Raw genomic sequence first — 17,452 nt, forward strand, 5'->3', positions numbered from 1 at the left:
AATGCAAGGCCGCAGTTGTTTCTCAACGATTTGAGGCTCATGCGCCAAGGTTTTCGGGCGCAAAACCGTTTCACACTTTTGCTGGAAATGCTCTATGGTCCGCGAAACGAGATGTCCAGAACGATGAAACTCGCTCATATTAATCTTGTAGCGCGTGATGCGGAAGCACTTGCAGCGTTCTACATGAATGTCATGAAATGCGAATTGCTTCGCGCACCCAGGGTGCTGTCCGGGGAAAAAGTCTCGCGAGGCAACGGTCTTCCGAACTCGCAGATATATTCCATCTGGCTCAGGTTTCCTGCACTTGAACATCCATTTCTTGAAATACATGAACATACGACCACCCATCATCGCGATCAACCGCAGGTCAATGAGCCGGGCTTCGGGCATCTTTCCTTCCAGATGAACGACATCGAAGACACGCTTTCGAAAATCATCGAGGCCGGTGGAGCGCAGATCGGCCAGACTACGAATTTCGGGACGTCGGATAAGCCATACCTGATCGCATATGCAAGAGACCCCGAGGGAAACGTCCTTGAGCTAGAACAGACAAGCGAATGACCGCTTGCGCCCCGCAAGTTGCAAACTTCGGGCTTCGCTCCTCGATGGGGTATACGCAATCTTCATGCGGCGTCTGCAACCGCAGGTCAGTCGTCGGGAACGATCCGGTCGGGATGGGCTTCGTAATAGATGGTCTCGACCGAATGCGCCATGGAATGCAGGCTGAAGCGCTCGCGCATCCGTGCGGCATCGGGCATCATGGATCGGAATTTCGCCTCGTCCGCCGCCACCTGCATCATCTTGTCCGCAAGCGCCTGTTCATCCGGTGCCACCAGGGCCGGGGAATTCGGGCCGAACACTTCGGGAATGCCGCCGACATTGCTCGCGATGACCGGCTTTCCGGCGGCGAGCGCCTCAAGAACGATATAGGGAAAGGCTTCCGCGCGCGACGGGATCACCATGGTGCGCCCGAGCGTGAAAGCTTCCCGCGCTGCCATTCCGGGCAGAAAGCGGATTTGACCGGTCAGGCCAAGCTCGTCTGCAAGGGCGACGAAGCCCGGCTTATCCGTTCCGTCTCCCGCCAGCGTTGCGGTGAAAATACGCCGGTCGCGGTCGCGCAGGCGCGCAAGGGCGCGGATCAGAAGGTCGGGGCCTTTCAGTTCGCGCATCGTGCCGACAAAGAGAAAATCGCTGGCGTCCGGCGCGGTCGCGACCGGCAGAAACTCGTCTTCGGCAAGCCCGTTATAGACGACGGCATAAAGCCCGTAGGGCCTGCCCACTTTTTCTTCGTAGAGTCGCTTCTCGAAATTGGAAACGAACATTACGGCATCCGCCATGGGCGCCAGCATCCTTTCGACCAGAAAGACCGCGCTTCCGCGCCGCGTCTTCCGGTCGAAATGCAGGCTGCCGCCATGCGGCGAATAGATACGGGCTACGCGAGACCTGAAAACCCGTAAGAGTGAACCGAACAGCCGCGCATGGACGCCGCCCTTGGCGCCATGTCCGTGCAATATGTCCGGTCGCAATTTCCTGATGATGCGGTATGCCTTGAGCGCCGCCGCCGCGTCGCCGAGGCCGACACGGCGCTGCATGGCAATGCGGTGGAGGCCGAGCGCAAGGCTTGGCCGCAATTCTTCCAGAAGCGCATCTTCGCGCGCGCCGCCGGTCGTCGCGTCGCAGACGATGCCGACGGCATGTCCGCTTTCCGCCTGCAACCGCGCGAGGTCGCGAACATGGCGGAACAGCCCGCCGGTCGGCTCGCGGAAGCAGTGGATGATGCGTAATGGGGAGATTTCGGTGTCATCAGCCATCAATCGCCATCAGAACAGACGTTCGCGCACATAGATCGTGTCGCCCGGCAGGATGGGGCCGGAGATCAGCACGCGTCCGGTCAGAACCTTGCCGTTGAACTGGCGGGTGATGTCCACATTCTCCTGGCTGGCGCGTGGAGAGAAACCGCCCGCAGCGGCGATGGCCTTTTGTGCAGTCATGCCCGGAACGTAGGAATACTGGCCCGCGGCGCCCACTTCGCCCATCACGAAGATCGGGCGGTAGCGGTCGATCTCGACGCTTACATCGGGATCGCGCAGATAACCGCCGCGCAGTTTCGACGCGATCAGGCCTTCAAGCTGCTTGGAGGTCTTGCCGCGTGCCGGAATGCTGCCCACGAGCGGAAAGGCAATATAGCCCGCCTGATCGACATTATAGGTGTTGGTAAGGCTCGACTGTTCGAAAACCGTGATGCGCACGCGGTCGCCTGCATCCAGCATATAGGGCTGGTTCAGCGCCTCGTGGAATGCGGGCGGAGCAGGGCGATAGCTGGAGCAGGCCGAAAGCGTCATCGCGGCAAGGCCGAGCGCCACGAGCAATGCGTGGCCTTTGCGCCTGGTCTGAATTGTCTTTGCCGTCATCTTCCGCCCCGGTTTTTCCGAAAAGCATTTGCCCCACGACCGCAATCAGCGCCGGTATCGGCGCATCGATTACGAGTATCGATTGCAAGCGTTATCGATTGATTAGGGTTAATGGCTGGTAAAGAAGACAGGGTCAGGCGGAAAAACTTTACAGCTTATCCGCCAAATGCGGGCTTAACCCTCTGGTTACCTTGTTCCTTTACGGTTCGGACAGGAATCGGGGGTGTCTACCCCACGCGGGCGGGAGCGAGCGATCACGCGCCAGGCGCACTCGCGAAGTCCATGGAGCACGGGGAATGGCAGAAGACGGTCCGTTATCAAGGGATGCAGATATCGATATCGGCGCGCTGTTTTCGAGCTTGCGCCGTCACTGGCTGTTAATTGTCGTCGGCGCGCTTGTCATGGCGGCGCTGGCATGGGCCATCTGCCTGCTGGTGACGCCGGATTATCGTGCCGAAAGCCGCATCCTGATCGAAGCCCGCGAATCCGTCTATACCCGTCCCAATGGCGAAACGGCGTCGGAGCGTCCCGTTTTCGACCCGGAAGCCATCAAGAGCCAGGTGGAGGTGTTCACCTCCGGCGATCTGCTGAAGAAGGTTTCCGACGAACTCGGCCTGACGAGCGACGAGGCGTTCACGACAACGGACGTGAAGCCCTGGACCCGCGTTCTCATCCTGTTGGGAATGCGGACCGATCCGGCGCAACTGACGCCCGAAGAGCGCGTTCTGCAAAAGCTGCGCAAGAACCTTCAGGTTTTCGCCGTTACCGGCTCCCGCGTCATTTCCGTCCAGTACAGGTCGGCCAATCCCAAAACGGCTGCGCGTGTCGCCGATGCGGTCGCCAACCAGTATATTGCCTTCCAGCGCGCCGCCAAGCTGGAGTCGAACGACGACGCCACCGGCTGGCTTGCGCCGGAGATTGACGATCTGCGCAATCGCGTCCGCGACGCGGAAAAGAAGGTTGCGGATTATCGCGCCGCGCGCGGGCTCCTGACCGGGCAGAGCAACAGCACGATTGCAACCCAGCAGCTTTCGGAAGTCTCGACCGAGCTTACCCGCGTTCGCACAGGCCGCGCTTCGGCGGAAGCGAAGGCGGAGAGCATTCGCAAGGCGTTCGCCTCCGGCGCGTCCATCGACACGCTGCCGGACGTTATCGCTTCCGGCATGATGCAACGTCTTGCCGAACGCCGCATCCAGCTCAACGCGCAGATTGCCGATCTTTCGACGACGTTGCTCGAAGGTCATCCGCGCATCAAGGCGCTGCGTTCACAGCTTGCCGACCTCGACCGGCAGATCGGGATCGAGGGCCGCAAGCTTGTGGCGAGCCTCGACAACGAAGTCTCCGCGGCAAGGCTGCGCGAAGAGGAACTCAACCGCGAACTCAACCGCGTCAAGGCGCAGGCCGCGCAGGCGGGCGATCAGGAAGTTGAATTGCGGGCGCTGGAGCGCGAGGCGGCGGCACAGCGCCAGCTTCTGGAAACCTATCTCACGCGCTATCGCGAGGCGGCATCGCGCGTGGACCGCAATTATGTGCCGGTCGATGCGCGCATCTTCGCTTCCGCCGAAGTGCCCGCCGTGCCTTATTATCCGCTGGTCCTGCCTGTGGTCAGCGCGACCTTCGCCGCCGGTCTGCTGCTCCTGTCGATTTTCGTGCTGCTGCGCGAACTGTTCAGCGGGCGCGCTTTCGTGACTGCGGACGGGCACAGGGCTGAAGCGGTCGAGGAGATCGAAATGCCTGTCATCGTCGCCGCCACCGAAGCTGCCGCCGAACCGCCATCCGGGGAAACGGTCGCGCCGCCGCGCCGTTCATGGACCATGCCCTTCGTCACCAGACCGTCGGTTTCCGGCGAGAGAAAACCCGCCGGGGAATCTCCCATGGCCAAACAACGCAATCCCAACGGCGTCGAAGCCGTGGCGGATCAGCTTGCCGGTGGCACGCTGAAGCGTGTCGTGGTCGTGTCCCCGGAGGGCGACGCAGCGTCGGCGGGAACCGTGCGCCTGCTGCGCGAACTGGCCGACCGGGGCAAGCGGGTCATTCTGGTGGACATGACTGCCCACGGCACGGTCGGGCTTGCCATGCTGGACGGCGCGGAACTGCCGGGCATCACCGAACTTCTGGCTGGCGCGCGCCGCTTCAACGAGGTCATCCACAGCGACCGCTTCTCGCAAGCCCATATCGTTCCGCTCGGCAAGGCCGACCCGGAAATCGCCATGCGTTCCGCCGACCGCCTGCCGCTCATTCTCGATGCGCTGGAAACCGTCTATGATTTCGTCGTGGTGGAATGCGGCCCATCCTCTTCGGAACAGATCAGGCGCATCGCCGATGGACCTGCTTCGGTTGTGATGAGCGTTATCGATCCCGACGAGAGGGGCGTGGCGCTTGCCGCCCTCGATCTCGATCAGGGCGGCTATGAGGACGTTATCATCCTGATGGACGAAACGGCCTGACCGTCCGAAACCGATTCAGGAACAGTGTTTTAGGCGATATTCCTGAATCGGATTGCTAACTTCTTGCGAGCTTGCTGCGCAGGCTCCTGGCAAGGCTCCACAGGCGCGGATTGCGCTTGACCGCGCCTGCAAGCGCATTGCGCGCCATCTGCGCCGCCGTGAAAACCCTGCCTTTGGCGGTCAGCGGCAGCAACGTGTCGTAGATTGCCAGTTCTATATCGCACCATTCGCGCTTATAGGGTTCGTCGCCGATGCCGAAACCATAGATCGAACGGCCTTCCTCGCAACTGCGCCTGATATCCTCGAAGAACAGGAATTCGCCGGGACTTGCCGTTATCAGTTCGTCATCCGCAATCGCGCTGAACTCGACCGTCGGTCCTGTGTCGCTGTAAAGCTTGCCGACGATGGAGCGTATGGTCCCGCCAACATCGAGAAAGCGAAGCTCGCTCAGTTCCTGCCCTTTTGCCAGCCCTTCGCCGAAAAGGGTTTTGAAGAAGCGGCGCACGTTTTCGTCGGCGAATGGGTCTCTGATTCCCATCTGCCGGAAGCGGTGAGCCTTCATCGTAAAATAGAGATCGAGGATTGCATCCGATGCCGCACGGTCCTGTGGTCCGGCAATTCTCCAGCCGCCGCTTTCCTCGTAACGGCGACCGTGCTGGCGGTGTTTTTTCAGTTTTCGCCTGCGATTGCTGCGTTCGAGAACGGAATCGAACCCGCCGCCGAGCGATGCCGCCAGAACGGGGTTTGGATTACGCTTCGCACCGAGCGCCAGCAGCGGATTTTTCACGCCTTGCAGGTCGGCAAACTGCCTTGTCAGCGAAAGCGCATCGATATCCGGTCGCGCCTGTCTGATTGCACCGACCATCCGTTGCAGCGCATCGCGGTCGGGAGTACCGGCATTTCCGGCCAAAACCCACGGAAAATTGCAATTGGCGTGGCTTCCGCCGGGATAGCGCGCGATCTTCGCGCCGTTCCGGCTGACCACTTCCAGCGGAACCAGCAGGACGGGGCAGTCATCGGTGAAAATCCCGGCGACGAAACTGTCGGCATTGACCGCCCTGTGCCAACCGCCGATCCATTCGAGCGATTGCGGTGCGCCATGAACCGCCGGAGCATCACTCCACAGTCGCTCGATCTCGCCGAAATCCGTGAGGAGGCGCGCTACTAACCGCTCCGTCATTGTCTGTCGCCCCCCGAACCGGCGTCAGTGCTGATTTTTGCGTGGAGGCTGGGCCATCCACCAGATGATGCCCATGGCGGGGAGAACCCAGAGAATGCCGGTCACGAAGAAATAGAGAAGATGCACCCAGGCGCTCGACTGGGCCAGATGCGCGACGGCGATGATGGTCGCGAACACCGCATAGATGATGACCAGTGCAACCAGCAAAAAAGTGCCTATCAGTTTTTTCAGCCTTACGGGCATGGGGTGTCTCCTTCTCGCAAGTCTTCACTAGCGCGTGAGATCGCATAACGGAAGAGAAAACGCGGCGGCATGTCGCGTGACACCAGCTTGTAACCGCTTCACCTATGCGGCATGTATCCTTCGGCTCATTATTGAAGGGTGAATGGCATGACGGCAGCAACGGCACACTATGTAGGGCAAGGCCCCGGATCATCGAGGGATGACCGGGACCGCCGCCTTGTGCGCTACTGGCTCTATGCAGTCTTCGTGGTTCTGATCGCCATCGTCATGGTCGGCGGCGCGACCCGCATGACCGGCTCCGGCCTGTCGATCACCGAGTGGAAGCCCATCCACGGCGTCATTCCGCCGCTCAACCATGGCGAATGGGTGGAGGAATTCGAGAAATACCAGCAGATCCCGCAATATCAGCAAATCAACAAGGGCATGTCGCTCGAGGAATTCCAGTCCATCTTCTGGTGGGAATGGGCGCATCGCCTGCTGGCGCGTTTCGTCGGTTTTCTGGTCGCCATTCCGCTGGCCTTTTTCTGGCTGACCGGACGCCTCAAAGGCAGACTGAAATATCGTATGCTGGGCCTCATTGTGCTGGGTGGGTTGCAGGGCGCTATCGGCTGGTGGATGGTCGCTTCCGGCCTGAGCGAACTGACCAGTGTCAGCCAGTACCGGCTTGCAATCCATCTGACGATGGCCTGCATCATCATCACGGCTGTTTTCTACATCGCACGCGGTCTTGCCGCCTATACCGAGCGCCCGGCTGAACGGTCGATCCAGCGTTTTGCGGGCTGGATGGTCTTTGCGGTTCTGGTGCAAATCTATCTGGGTGGCCTCGTCGCAGGGCTTCATGCCGGGCTGACCTACAATAGCTGGCCGCTGATGGACGGTGCGGTCATTCCGTCCGATCTGTTCATTCAGCAGCCCTGGTGGCGTAATCTGTTCGAGAATCCGAAGACGGTGCAGTTCGTGCACCGCATGTTCGCCTATGCGGTCCTGGTTCTGGTCGTCCTGCACGCCGTGCAGGTCTGGAAAAATGCAGCTGGAACCACCCATGCGCGCCGCACGATCGTTTTTGTGGGCCTCGTGCTGGTGCAGGCGGTGCTTGGAATCGGAACGCTTTTGATGAGCGTGCCGTTGCATATGGGCCTGACGCATCAGTTTGTGGCTTTGGTGGTGCTCGCTTTCGCGGTGGCGCACTGGCGCGCAACCAAGGGCGCTTATGGCGCATAAAACAAAACCCGGCTGCGTTTGAGCGCAGCCGGGTTTTAAAATTCTGGCGTCTTCCGGCTTATTTGCCGAGCATGAGATTCATGTTCTGGACGGCTGCGCCCGACGCACCCTTGCCGAGATTGTCGAGAAGCGCCACCAGATTGACCTGTCCGTCACCTTCGGTGCCGAAGACAAAAAGCTTCATGCCGTCCTTGCCTGCAAGCTCTTCCGCATCGACGCGCGGAAGCTTCGCGCTTTCCTCAAGCGAGACCACTTCGACAATGTCCTGCCCGGCATAATGTTCAGCCAGCACGGCATGAACCTTTTCGAGCGATGGCGACCCTTCGAGTTCGTTCAGGAACAGCGGAACCTGCACGATCATGCCCTGCGGAAAACGTCCGACGCTTGGGGAAAAGATCGGACGGCGGTCCAGACGGCCGTGCAGTTGCAGTTCCGGCACATGCTTGTGGTGGAGCGGCAGGCCGTAAAGGAAATTATTGGCGGCGAGATGCTCCGGATGGTTTTTGTCTTCCATCTGGGCGATCATCTGCTTGCCGCCGCCCGTATAGCCGGACACCGCATTGACGCTGACCGGATAATCAGCGGGCAGGAGGCCCGCATCGCGCAGCGGGCGCACAAGCCCGATAGCGCCGGTCGGATAGCAACCCGGATTGGCCACGAGGCGTGCTTCGGCAATGCGCTCGCGCTGCCCTTTGGCGAGTTCCGCGAAGCCGTAAGCCCAGTCGGGGTGCACGCGATGGGCGGTCGACGTGTCGATGATACGGGTCGAGTTGTGGCCTTCGAGCAGCGAAACGGCTTCCTTCGAGGCGTCGTCGGGCAGGCACAGGATCGCAATGTCGGCGGAGCGCAGATAGTCGGCGCGCAAATCCTTGTTGCGCCGCTCGGCTTCCGGGATCGAGATCACATCCAGATCGTCGCGTTCGGCCAGACGGGTGCGAATTTGCAGGCCGGTGGTGCCATGTTCGCCATCGATGAAGATTTTCGGTTTCATGCGTTTTGCCTTTGAATTCAGAAAGTTATGACAATGACCGGAATCGGTTTTTCAGCTGCTTGATTCAGTTTCTCAACCGCGCCGTCATCGTCGTTCTTTCCGCTCGGCCAGAAGGCCCAGATAATACATTGCAATCGTCGCTCCCGCGATGGCCGTTATATCGGCATGGTCGTAAGCTGGTGCAACCTCGACCACATCTGCGCCCACCACGTCAAGAGCGCTGAGCTTGCGCAGCACCGAGAGCATCTTTGCCGAAGAAGGACCGCCTGCGACCGGCGTGCCCGTTCCGGGCGCGAAGGCTGGGTCGAGGCAGTCGATATCGAAGGTCAGATAGGTCTTGCGGCCTGCGGTGCGCTTCAGGATTTCTTCGGCAATCGCCGCAGCCGACATATCCTCGACCTCATGGCCATAGACGATCCTGATACCGCAATCTTCCGGGGCATGGGTGCGGATGCCGATCTGGATGGAGTGTTCGGGATCAATGATACCATCGCGCACGGCACGACCCACGAAAGAGCCATGGTCGATCCGCTTGCCGTCATCGTACCATGTGTCCTGATGCGCGTCGAACTGCACCAGCGCCAGCGGGCCGTATTTGGCGGCATGAGCCTTCAAAAGCGGCCATGTCACGAAATGATCGCCGCCGAGCGTCAGCAGGAACGCATCGGATTTCAGGATTTTTGCCGCTTCGCGCTCGATGGTTGCGGGCGTCTTGGTGTGATTGCCGTAATCGAGCAGGCAATCGCCATAGTCGATGACGGCCAGATTCTCGAACAGGTCACGCTCGAACGGATATTGCGGGTCGTTGTCGAAAATGGCCGACGCCCGCCGGATGGCCTGCGGGCCGAAGCGCGCACCGGGCCGATTGGAGACCGCGGCGTCGAAGGGAATGCCCCAGACGACGGCTTCAGCACCTTTCAGCGACTTGGTGTAGACGCGCCGCATGAAGGACAGCACGCCCGCATGGGTCGGGTCGGTAGCGGCGCCGGTCAGGCTGCGGGCTGTGATGGCATGATCGATGGTCTTTGAGGGCATGGCCGCTCCCTGCAAGCTGATTCCTGCTCCTGTCATCCATAACAAAAAAGCGGACCCGAAGGCCCGCTTTTCTGTAAGCTCTGAAGCGATAAATATTAACGCTTGGAGAACTGGAAGCTGCGGCGGGCCTTGGCCTTACCGTACTTCTTACGTTCGACGACGCGGCTATCGCGGGTCAGGAAGCCACCCTTCTTGAGAACCGTGCGCAGGCCCGGTTCGTAGTAGGTGAGGGCCTTGGAAATGCCGTGACGAACGGCACCGGCCTGACCGGAGAGACCGCCACCGGCGACGGTAGCGACGATGTCGAACTGGCCGGCGCGGTTGGAAGCGACGAGCGGCTGCTGCAGGATCATCTGCAGGACCGGACGTGCGAAATACTTCTCGAATTCCTTGTCGTTGACGACGATCTTGCCGGAGCCCGGCTTGACCCATACGCGTGCAACGGCGTCCTTGCGCTTGCCGGTGGCATAGGCGCGGCCCTGTGCGTCCAGCTTCTGGACGTGAACCGGAGCGGCGGCTTCGGTCTGGGCGACGGTGCCGAGTTCTTCGAGCGAGTTGATGCTCTCAGCCATGATTATGCATTCCCTTTGTTCTTGCGGTTCAGCGCTGCGACGTCGAGGACTTCCGGCTGCTGAGCTTCCTGCTGATGGTTCGGGCCTGCATAAACGCGCAGGTTCTTCATCTGGCGACGGCCGAGCGGGCCACGCGGGATCATGCGCTCGATTGCCTTCTCGATAACGCGTTCCGGGAAACGGCCTTCGAGGATCTGGCGAGCAGTGCGCTCCTTGATGCCGCCCGGATGGCCGGTGTGCCAGTAATAGACCTTGTCGGTGTACTTCTTGCCGGTCAGGACAACCTTGTCGGCATTGATGATGATGACATTGTCGCCATCGTCAACATGCGGGGTGAAGGTTGCCTTGTGCTTGCCGCGCAGGCGATTGGCGACGAGCGATGCGAGACGACCGAGGACGAGACCTTCTGCGTCGATCAGCACCCACTTCTTCACCACTTCGGCCGGCTTCTGGGAGAAAGTTGCCATTGAAGTCTTCCTTGACTTGATCCCCGTCCTTGCGAACCGGGCTTTTTTTGTTGCTTGTGTTGGCTTGAACCAACCCGAACGAGCGGGCAAAAGATCACTTCTGCTCACTTTGGCGGGTCGATACACAATGTCCGCGTCCTCGTCAAGCCCTATTTCCATGGCATCGTTTTAAAAATCAAGCAAAATCAATGTGTTAAATATTTGGTATTATAATACCGTATCTTTTTGAGGGCTTTTATCGCGGTGGAATCGAATAGGTGGCGGTTGCGTGGGCGACCAGTTCGCCATTGGCGCCGTCGGTAAGGCTGATGTCGAGCACCGCCAGCCGCTTGCCGAGCTTGAGGAGCCGCGCCACGGCTTCCACCGCGCCGGGCGAGGGCTTGCGCAGGAAATTGATGTTGAGATTGGTGGTTACCGCCAGCGCGACCGGGCCGATATGCGCCAGAATGGCCGCATAGGCCGCGACATCCGCGAGCGCGAAAAGCGCGGGGCCGGAGACCGTGCCGCCGGGGCGCAGATGCTGCTCGTCGGCATGAAGCCGCATCGTGGCGGAGCCTTCATCCACGCTGACGACCTCGAAAGCATCGCCCAGTTGCGGAAATTCCCGTTTCATGAAGGCCCGAAGGTCCTGGATTGTCATCACGGGGCCGACACTTGTGCGATGCGCGGTATTGATATTCATGCAATCCTCCCAAATCTAATAATCAATAGAGGCAGTAGTCGCTTTCACGCAAGCGCCGGTTCAAGCGATTGAAGAGGAAGAAATGCAAAATCCGTCCGCCGACCAGATTCGCGAAATTCTCCTTTCCGTTAAAACTATCGCGCTTCTGGGCGCTTCACCGAAGCCGGAGCGACCGAGCAACGGGGTGATGGAATTCCTGCTTTCGAAGGGCTATCGCGTGGTCCCGGTCAATCCGGGGCAGGCGGGCAAGGATATTCACGGCCAGCGCGTGATGGCGCGGCTGGCGGATATCGAAGAGCCGGTGGACATGGTGGATGTCTTTCGCGAACCCTATTCCCTGCCCGGAATCGTGGACGAGGTTCTGGCCATGAAACACAGGCCGAAAGTCCTGTGGACGCAGCTTGGCGTCGTGCACGAAGAGGCCGGGAAAAGGGCTTCAGAAGCGGGGCTGACGGTGGTCATGGATCGCTGCCCGGCAATCGAATATCCGCGCCTGATCGGCCGGTAACTGCTTCGCAACGAATTTCCCCGATTTCGCCTGTCGTGAAAAAATCCTCCTTTGCTTTCCTGACGGTAACGCCTAGGGTCCTGTCACCATTGGGGCTTAGGATGCTGGAGGAAATCATGTCAAAACGCTCGCCCGGAATTGAAACGCTCGCCGTTCACGCAGGCGCGAAGCCCGATCCGACGACGGGCGCCCGCGCAACGCCGATCTACCAGACCACGTCTTTCGTGTTCGAGGATGCCGACCATGCGGCGTCCCTGTTCGGTCTTCAGGCTTTCGGCAATATCTATACGCGTATCACCAATCCGACGACGGCGGTTCTGGAAGAGCGCGTGGCGGCGCTCGAAGGCGGCACGGCGGCGGTTGCGACGGCTTCGGGCCATGCGGCCCAGTTGCTGGTGTTTCATACGCTTCTGCGGCCGGGCGACAACTTCATCGCCGCGCGCCAGCTTTACGGCGGCTCGATCAACCAGTTCGGCCAGTCCTTCAAGTCTTTCGACTGGCATGTGCGCTGGGCCGATGCCACCAACCCGACCGATTTCGCCAAGCAGATCGACGATCGGACCCGTGCCATCTTCATCGAAAGTTTTGCCAATCCGGGCGGTATCGTGGTCGATATCGAGGCGATTGCCGAAATCGCCCACAAGCACGGCCTGCCGCTGATCGTCGATAATACGCTGGCCTCGCCCTATCTGGTGCGCCCGATCGAGCACGGCGCGGATATCGTCGTCCATTCGCTGACGAAATTCATCGGCGGTCACGGCAATTCCATGGGCGGCATTCTGGTCGATGGCGGCACATTCGACTGGGCGGAATCCGGCAATTACCCGATGCTGACCGAACCGCGCCCGGATTATGCGGGCCTGGAACTGCACAAGACCTTCGGCAATATCTCTTTTGCCATTGCTGCCCGTGTGCTGGGCCTGCGCGATTTCGGCCCGGCCATCTCGCCCTTCAATGCCTTTCAGATCCTGACAGGCGTGGAAACGCTGCCGCTGCGCATTCAGCGCCACAGCGACAATGCGCTGAAGGTCGCCTCCTGGCTGCACGGCCACGACAAGGTGTCCTGGGTCAATTATGCCGGCCTGCCGCACGACAAGTTTCATGCGTTGCAGCAGAAATATGCGCCGAAGGGCGCTGGCTCGGTTTTCACCTTCGGCCTCAAGGGCGGTTACGATGCGGGCGTGAAATTCGTCGACAGCCTCGAACTCTTCTCGCTTCTGGCCAATATCGGCGATACGCGCTCGCTGGTCATTCACCCGGCATCCACCACGCACCGTCAGTTGAACGACGAACAGCAGGTGGCGGCGGGCGCGGGGCCGGATGTCGTGCGCCTGTCCATAGGCATCGAGGATGCCGACGATATCATCGCCGATCTGGAACAGGCGCTGGCAAAGGTCTGATTTCTGTTCAACATATAAAAACACCCGCCGAACCGATCGGCGGGTGTTTTGTTTGAAGCGTAAATTTTAGTTATGCGGCTCGCGCTTGATAGGCTCGATGATCGGCAGGTCGCCGCGACCCGGACGGTTGCCTGAAGGCGGACGTTCCGGCCTCTGCGGGCGAGGGCGATCCGGCTTGTTATAGCTCGGGCGATCCCTGTCCCTGTCCCGGTTTCTATCCCTGACCCTGCTTCTTTCACGGTCGCGATAGCGATAGCGTGAGTCCCGATAATAGCGCGAAGAGCGGCGATGATCGCGATAATAGCCGCCGCTGTCATAGATGACGCCGGTGCCGATATAGCTGCCGCGCGAATAATAGGGATCGTAACCATCGCCATAATAGCCTTCGGATACGCAGCCGCCGAGCGTCAGGCTGGCCGCGCCAATGCCGAGTGCCAGAAGGATCGATTTCAATGACATGCTCGCTACTCCCGTAAGGCCGGGGCCAGTGCGACTGTGCACAACCACGCGGCGAACCAAAACTTATGAAGATTATGCGCGTTCCCGCGCACCGTCCATAATCAAGAATGGTTGCAGAGCGTTAGCTTGATTAGCTCTGCTGGAAAACAGCAATTAGTTGTTCGCTCATGCCGGCTGGACCAGATTGGCCATCAGGCGAAAGGCGCCGGGCACGAGCCTGTCGAGCTGATGATGCAGGACGAGGCTTGTATGCGTATGGCGTCCTTTGCCGATTTCGGCCGAAACGAGCGCGCCGAAAAGCGGCTGTTCGCCCTCGTCGTGCATGGATAAGAGCGGCAGATAAGCCTCGTTCCAGCCGGAGGCGAAATAGAGCCCGCGTTCCTTGTGCCAGCCGTTCCAGTCACTTTCGTCGATGGTGTTGGGGCCGACAAGAAGGGAATGTTCAGGCTCAAGAACCGTAACCGCCGCATCCGGGTTCGTAACGCGCCAGCGCAGCGAAGGCGAGCCGATCGTGAGATTGCGCGGCGGGGTTCGGCCCGGATGCCAGCCATCGGTCGGGCGGTGATAAAGCGTCACCAGATGCCCGCCATCTTCCACGAAACGATGCAGCCTGTCCGTCGCGGCGGCGAGGTCGCCGCGCAGGCCGAAGGCGAATATGCCGACCACGATGGTCGTGAACTGCGAAAGATCGCCTGCCAGATGATGCGGCTCAACTTCGCTCACGTCGAGCCCCATGCGCTTCAGCCACAGGCCGACATTGTCCGCGCCGCCACCGATATAGCCGATGCGCGTATCGGGCAATGTGACGTCAAGCTTGAGTACCGAAAGCGCGGCAGGTTCGCGCCACACGGCCCTGCCGATATGCGGATAGTCCGTCGCGGCGGTCTGCCATGCGGGCTTTCCATTCGCCAGGGCCTGCAAGCGGGTCAGGCCGGGTTTCGCCTCGACAGGCCCGCGCAGGCTGGCCTTCTCCCCCTCGACGTGGAGTTCCCAGCCGTTTTCAGAGGTAAAGCCGACCGTCTGCACCGGCCCATCGGCTTGAAGCCGGATTGGCGGGATTGCCTGCCTGTCCGTCATGATGATGGCAGGCGGGTCGATCTTCAACGAGACAGGCGGCGCAATGGCAAGCGGCTCTTCCAGGTCGAATCTGGTTTCTGCCAGATACCCCTCGAACTGGGCTTTCAGCCGGATATAGGCTTGTCCATTCCCGCCGGTTGACCGCCATGCAGGCTCGAAAAGCGGGGAATGTGCTGCGTCTTTTGCCAACGCAACAGTCAGAACTTCCCGCTCCGCTGTCCGGTGCCCGGAGCGGATCGAGCAGGCTTCCGGCAACACCGGTTGCACCGTTATCGCGATTTCCGCCGCTCCGGGGCCGTATTCGACAACAAGGCGCGTCTCGCCGCCTGTCGGCAATATCGGTTCATCCAGATAAGCGCGCTCGAATAGCGAAGCCGCTTCGATCAGGGCGGCGTCGATTTCCCGCTGCTTGCGCTCCAGCCTGTGTCCGTGTCGCACAAGGAAATCATCCGGCGCGCCGGTCAGAACAGCCTTCAGCTTTTGCGCGGCTTCGACCAGATTTTTGACAATGGCTTCACGCTTGGGAAAAGCTGCGATGGCCCGCTCAATGGAAGATTGAGCATCAAGAAGCCGCTGCCGACGTTCAAAGGCCAGTCCATCGGTTTCTGCAAGTGCGGCGAGGGTTTCTGGAAGCCCGTCAAGAATTGTCGATTCCGAGCGGCTTTCGGGCAGTTTCAGATGCAGCGGCCATTCGATCTTCGGCGTTTCCGGCCAATAACCCATGCCCTGCGTGGCATGGCAGGCGCGGGACCATTCGCCGATACGGTCGAAATCCGCGCCCGTTGCCTCGTCGCGCCCGGTCGCCCTGATCGTCAGCGTCGCGTCGGGTGGCGGCAGTTCGTCGTCATAGGTATCGCCGCCGCCCGGCCATGCTGGAAGATAGAATTTACCCACCTGCCACGGCGTCAGTCCTTCGGCGAAATGCTCGGGAAAGGCGGTTGCGTCTGCGGCGAGCCGGATGGCCGTTTCCGCCGCTCTTGTCATGGCGCGGTGGTGACCGTGCTGGCCCGGCACGTCGAGAAAGGTCGGCAGCACGATATCCGGGCGCTCCGCACGATAGGCGCGCACCAGCCGCTCGACGGTTTTCTCCTCGCCCCAATGGGCAAATGTGCCGTCTCCGTCCTTGGAGAAGCCGAAATCGTGAACGGGATCGTCGGGACCATGGCCGAGCCAGTGCAGGTCGCAATCGAGAATGCGCGCCGCTTCTTCCATCTCGCGGCTGCGGATGACGCCGAGCGCGCCGCCGCGTTCCGGCCCAAGCGCGTTCTGCCCGCCTTCGCCGCGTGTCGAACAGGCGATCACCACCCGAATGCCAAGGCCGAAGCGCAGCCAGGCCATCAGGCCGCTTTGCTCGTCGTCGGGATGCGCGCCGGTGTGCATCAGCGTCACCGTGGAACGCAGCCTTCCAAGCGCGCGATGCAGGCGGACAAGGGCGGGGGACGACTTCTGGCGCTCGATGCGCTGGCGGGCGGTCAGCATGGCCGGATTTCGGAATTGGTGTCGAGTTTTGGCGTCATGGCCTCGAACATGGGCAGCGCGGCGGCGCCGAGCGCGGCGGTAAACTGCCCGGTCTGGCCCCGGATGACGCGCGGCAATGCGCGGGCGCGGCGGCTTGCGACCGAAATCGGCAATCCCCCCATATGCCAGATCAGATCGTCGATGATGGCATCCGGCAACATGCCGCCCAGAATGATCGTCTCCGGGTCGAGGATGTTTTCGATCATCGCGATCATCGGCGCCAGATGGTCGGCGGCTTCCTGTAGCCAGCCCATCAGGACAGGGTTGCGCGCCAGGTGCAGTTTTTCCAGCGCGTCGAAATCGGTGTTCTTGATCCCCGCTGCATGAAGCTTCTCGCGCAGCGTGTGCAGCGAGGCATAGGTTTCGAGACAGCCCTTCTGGCCGCAGGCACAGGCGCGCCCGCCGGGTGTGATGACGATGTGGCCAATCTCGCCCGCATTGCCGAAAGCGCCGCGAAACGGTGCGCCGTCCCGGATCATGCCAAGCCCGATGCCCGCGCCGAAATAGATCATGGCGAAATTGGAAATCGCATGGCCCGCGCCGAACAGGCGTTCTCCGACAGCCGCCGCATTGGCGTCGTTCTCGACCAGAACCGGCTCGCCGCAGGCCTTGCTCAAGACGGCCGCCGCGTCAATGCCGGACCAGCCGGGCAGCGTGGTCGGGCCGACCGAACTCATGCCCTCGATGTCGAACGGTCCCGGCATCACAACGCCGATACCGAGCAGGCGCGCGGGAAACGAGGCCTTCACCGCATCGACTTCCGTGCGCAACTGCGCCGAGAGCTTTTGCGGGCTGACATCGTGGATCGGGCGCACATGCTGCGTGCGCGGTTTGCCGGAAAGGTCCAGCACCGTCGTCACCATATGCGTCGATCCCATTTCGACGCCAATGGTCATCGCGCCTTCGGGATTGACGGCGAACTGGATCGGCGGCTGGCCGCGCCCGGTCTTGAGCCGGCCGAGCTGCATCAGGAGATTTTCCGCCACCAGTTCGTCCACGATATTGGCGATTGCCTGCGCGGTCAGATGCGTCAGGCGGGCGATATGCATTCGTCCGAGCGGGCCGTGACGACGCACGACATCGAGCACGACGCGGCGGTTATGGTCGCGGATTCGTTCGGGATTCTTGCCGAGCGTAACCGCCTGCGCGGTTGCCCGCGCGGTCGCGGATTCACCTTCCGGTCTCGATGTCATGGTCCCTCCTGTCTCCCGTCAAAAGAGATAGCCTGAGGAGCTTTTAAC

At 60.8% G+C, this 17,452-nt stretch carries 17 protein-coding genes; 5 read left to right on the forward strand and 12 right to left on the reverse strand.

Going from position 1 to position 17,452, the window contains the following annotated elements:
• Positions 1 to 111: 111 nt before the first annotated feature.
• On the forward strand, positions 112 to 561 hold the full coding sequence (locus tag FHS76_RS06615; RefSeq protein ID WP_235992594.1) for a VOC family protein: 450 nt from the start codon (positions 112 to 114) through the stop codon (positions 559 to 561).
• Between the two features lie 86 nt (positions 562 to 647).
• On the opposite strand, the gene FHS76_RS06620 is transcribed toward FHS76_RS06615, so the two are convergent.
• Positions 648 to 1,811 carry a glycosyltransferase gene (locus FHS76_RS06620; RefSeq protein ID WP_183649772.1) on the reverse strand — a complete coding sequence of 388 codons (1,164 nt, stop codon included), beginning with the start codon at positions 1,809 to 1,811 and terminating at the stop codon, positions 648 to 650.
• A 9-nt stretch (positions 1,812 to 1,820) separates the two neighbouring features.
• A complete protein-coding gene (locus FHS76_RS06625; RefSeq protein WP_183649775.1) occupies positions 1,821 to 2,411 on the reverse strand; it encodes a polysaccharide biosynthesis/export family protein in 591 nt (196 codons plus the stop codon).
• A 296-nt stretch (positions 2,412 to 2,707) separates the two neighbouring features.
• On the opposite strand from FHS76_RS06625, the gene FHS76_RS06630 reads away from it, so the two are divergent.
• On the forward strand, positions 2,708 to 4,858 hold the full coding sequence (locus tag FHS76_RS06630; RefSeq protein ID WP_183649778.1) for a GumC family protein: 2,151 nt from the start codon (positions 2,708 to 2,710) through the stop codon (positions 4,856 to 4,858).
• 55 nt (positions 4,859 to 4,913) lie between these two features.
• On the opposite strand, the gene FHS76_RS06635 is transcribed toward FHS76_RS06630, so the two are convergent.
• Entirely contained in the window at positions 4,914 to 6,038 is a 1,125-nt protein-coding gene (locus FHS76_RS06635) for a GNAT family N-acetyltransferase (protein WP_183649782.1), read from the reverse strand.
• A gap of 24 nt (positions 6,039 to 6,062) precedes the next feature.
• Complete coding sequence (locus tag FHS76_RS06640) at positions 6,063 to 6,281, reverse strand: DUF2842 domain-containing protein (protein ID WP_183649785.1); 219 nt, start codon at positions 6,279 to 6,281, stop codon at positions 6,063 to 6,065.
• A 147-nt stretch (positions 6,282 to 6,428) separates the two neighbouring features.
• Between FHS76_RS06640 and FHS76_RS06645 the strand changes: the two genes are divergently transcribed.
• A complete protein-coding gene (locus FHS76_RS06645) occupies positions 6,429 to 7,502 on the forward strand; it encodes a COX15/CtaA family protein (RefSeq protein ID WP_183649788.1) in 1,074 nt (357 codons plus the stop codon).
• A gap of 58 nt (positions 7,503 to 7,560) precedes the next feature.
• Here FHS76_RS06645 and argC read toward each other — a convergent pair whose 3' ends face one another.
• The 5 genes from argC to FHS76_RS06670 all read right to left on the reverse strand — a co-directional run bounded on the left by argC (position 7,561) and on the right by FHS76_RS06670 (position 11,249).
• Positions 7,561 to 8,493, reverse strand: a complete 933-nt coding sequence (gene argC, locus FHS76_RS06650) for an N-acetyl-gamma-glutamyl-phosphate reductase (RefSeq protein WP_183649791.1) — start codon at positions 8,491 to 8,493, stop codon at positions 7,561 to 7,563.
• 84 nt (positions 8,494 to 8,577) lie between these two features.
• Entirely contained in the window at positions 8,578 to 9,528 is a 951-nt protein-coding gene (gene speB, locus FHS76_RS06655) for an agmatinase (RefSeq protein ID WP_183649794.1), read from the reverse strand.
• Positions 9,529 to 9,623: 95 nt separating this feature from the next.
• Positions 9,624 to 10,100 (reverse strand): 30S ribosomal protein S9, encoded by a 477-nt coding sequence (gene rpsI / locus FHS76_RS06660; protein ID WP_183649797.1) that lies wholly within the window; start codon positions 10,098 to 10,100, stop codon positions 9,624 to 9,626.
• Between the two features lie 2 nt (positions 10,101 to 10,102).
• Positions 10,103 to 10,567 (reverse strand): 50S ribosomal protein L13, encoded by a 465-nt coding sequence (gene rplM / locus FHS76_RS06665; RefSeq protein WP_183649800.1) that lies wholly within the window; start codon positions 10,565 to 10,567, stop codon positions 10,103 to 10,105.
• Positions 10,568 to 10,802: 235 nt separating this feature from the next.
• The gene (locus FHS76_RS06670) at positions 10,803 to 11,249 is read right to left on the reverse strand and encodes a PaaI family thioesterase (protein ID WP_183649802.1); all 447 of its coding nucleotides are present in this window, start codon (positions 11,247 to 11,249) and stop codon (positions 10,803 to 10,805) included.
• 82 nt (positions 11,250 to 11,331) lie between these two features.
• Between FHS76_RS06670 and FHS76_RS06675 the strand changes: the two genes are divergently transcribed.
• Together FHS76_RS06675 and FHS76_RS06680 are read left to right on the forward strand one after the other, a co-directional pair.
• Positions 11,332 to 11,757: a CoA-binding protein gene (locus FHS76_RS06675; protein WP_183649804.1), complete on the forward strand. Its 426-nt coding sequence runs from the start codon at positions 11,332 to 11,334 to the stop codon at positions 11,755 to 11,757.
• A gap of 116 nt (positions 11,758 to 11,873) precedes the next feature.
• Positions 11,874 to 13,157: an O-acetylhomoserine aminocarboxypropyltransferase gene (locus FHS76_RS06680; protein WP_183649806.1), complete on the forward strand. Its 1,284-nt coding sequence runs from the start codon at positions 11,874 to 11,876 to the stop codon at positions 13,155 to 13,157.
• 66 nt (positions 13,158 to 13,223) lie between these two features.
• Here the strand turns inward: FHS76_RS06680 and FHS76_RS06685 are convergent, their stop codons facing one another.
• The 3 genes from FHS76_RS06685 to FHS76_RS06695 all read right to left on the reverse strand — a co-directional run bounded on the left by FHS76_RS06685 (position 13,224) and on the right by FHS76_RS06695 (position 17,404).
• A complete protein-coding gene (locus tag FHS76_RS06685) occupies positions 13,224 to 13,616 on the reverse strand; it encodes a hypothetical protein (protein ID WP_183649808.1) in 393 nt (130 codons plus the stop codon).
• A gap of 165 nt (positions 13,617 to 13,781) precedes the next feature.
• Entirely contained in the window at positions 13,782 to 16,172 is a 2,391-nt protein-coding gene (locus tag FHS76_RS06690; protein WP_183649810.1) for a PIG-L family deacetylase, read from the reverse strand.
• The gene (locus tag FHS76_RS06695) at positions 16,166 to 17,404 is read right to left on the reverse strand and encodes an ROK family protein (RefSeq protein WP_183649812.1); all 1,239 of its coding nucleotides are present in this window, start codon (positions 17,402 to 17,404) and stop codon (positions 16,166 to 16,168) included. The genes FHS76_RS06690 and FHS76_RS06695 overlap by 7 nt, the downstream gene beginning before the upstream one ends.
• Positions 17,405 to 17,452 lie beyond the last annotated feature (48 nt).

The organism is Brucella daejeonensis (assembly GCF_014199265.1).
Classification (GTDB): Bacteria; Pseudomonadota; Alphaproteobacteria; order Rhizobiales; family Rhizobiaceae; genus Brucella; species Brucella daejeonensis.

Coding starts and splice junctions, on each gene's coding strand:
- argC (WP_183649791.1), bottom strand. CDS start 8,493: ATGAAACCGAAAATCTTCATCGATGGCGAACATGGCACCACCGGCCTG.
- FHS76_RS06680 (WP_183649806.1), top strand. CDS start 11,874: ATGTCAAAACGCTCGCCCGGAATTGAAACGCTCGCCGTTCACGCAGGC.
- rpsI (WP_183649797.1), bottom strand. CDS start 10,100: ATGGCTGAGAGCATCAACTCGCTCGAAGAACTCGGCACCGTCGCCCAG.
- FHS76_RS06615 (WP_235992594.1), top strand. CDS start 112: ATGTCCAGAACGATGAAACTCGCTCATATTAATCTTGTAGCGCGTGAT.
- FHS76_RS06695 (WP_183649812.1), bottom strand. CDS start 17,404: ATGACATCGAGACCGGAAGGTGAATCCGCGACCGCGCGGGCAACCGCG.
- FHS76_RS06640 (WP_183649785.1), bottom strand. CDS start 6,281: ATGCCCGTAAGGCTGAAAAAACTGATAGGCACTTTTTTGCTGGTTGCA.
- FHS76_RS06645 (WP_183649788.1), top strand. CDS start 6,429: ATGACGGCAGCAACGGCACACTATGTAGGGCAAGGCCCCGGATCATCG.
- speB (WP_183649794.1), bottom strand. CDS start 9,528: ATGCCCTCAAAGACCATCGATCATGCCATCACAGCCCGCAGCCTGACC.
- FHS76_RS06625 (WP_183649775.1), bottom strand. CDS start 2,411: ATGACGGCAAAGACAATTCAGACCAGGCGCAAAGGCCACGCATTGCTC.
- FHS76_RS06635 (WP_183649782.1), bottom strand. CDS start 6,038: ATGACGGAGCGGTTAGTAGCGCGCCTCCTCACGGATTTCGGCGAGATC.
- FHS76_RS06630 (WP_183649778.1), top strand. CDS start 2,708: ATGGCAGAAGACGGTCCGTTATCAAGGGATGCAGATATCGATATCGGC.
- FHS76_RS06675 (WP_183649804.1), top strand. CDS start 11,332: ATGCAAAATCCGTCCGCCGACCAGATTCGCGAAATTCTCCTTTCCGTT.
- FHS76_RS06685 (WP_183649808.1), bottom strand. CDS start 13,616: ATGTCATTGAAATCGATCCTTCTGGCACTCGGCATTGGCGCGGCCAGC.
- FHS76_RS06690 (WP_183649810.1), bottom strand. CDS start 16,172: ATGCTGACCGCCCGCCAGCGCATCGAGCGCCAGAAGTCGTCCCCCGCC.
- FHS76_RS06620 (WP_183649772.1), bottom strand. CDS start 1,811: ATGGCTGATGACACCGAAATCTCCCCATTACGCATCATCCACTGCTTC.
- rplM (WP_183649800.1), bottom strand. CDS start 10,567: ATGGCAACTTTCTCCCAGAAGCCGGCCGAAGTGGTGAAGAAGTGGGTG.
- FHS76_RS06670 (WP_183649802.1), bottom strand. CDS start 11,249: ATGAATATCAATACCGCGCATCGCACAAGTGTCGGCCCCGTGATGACA.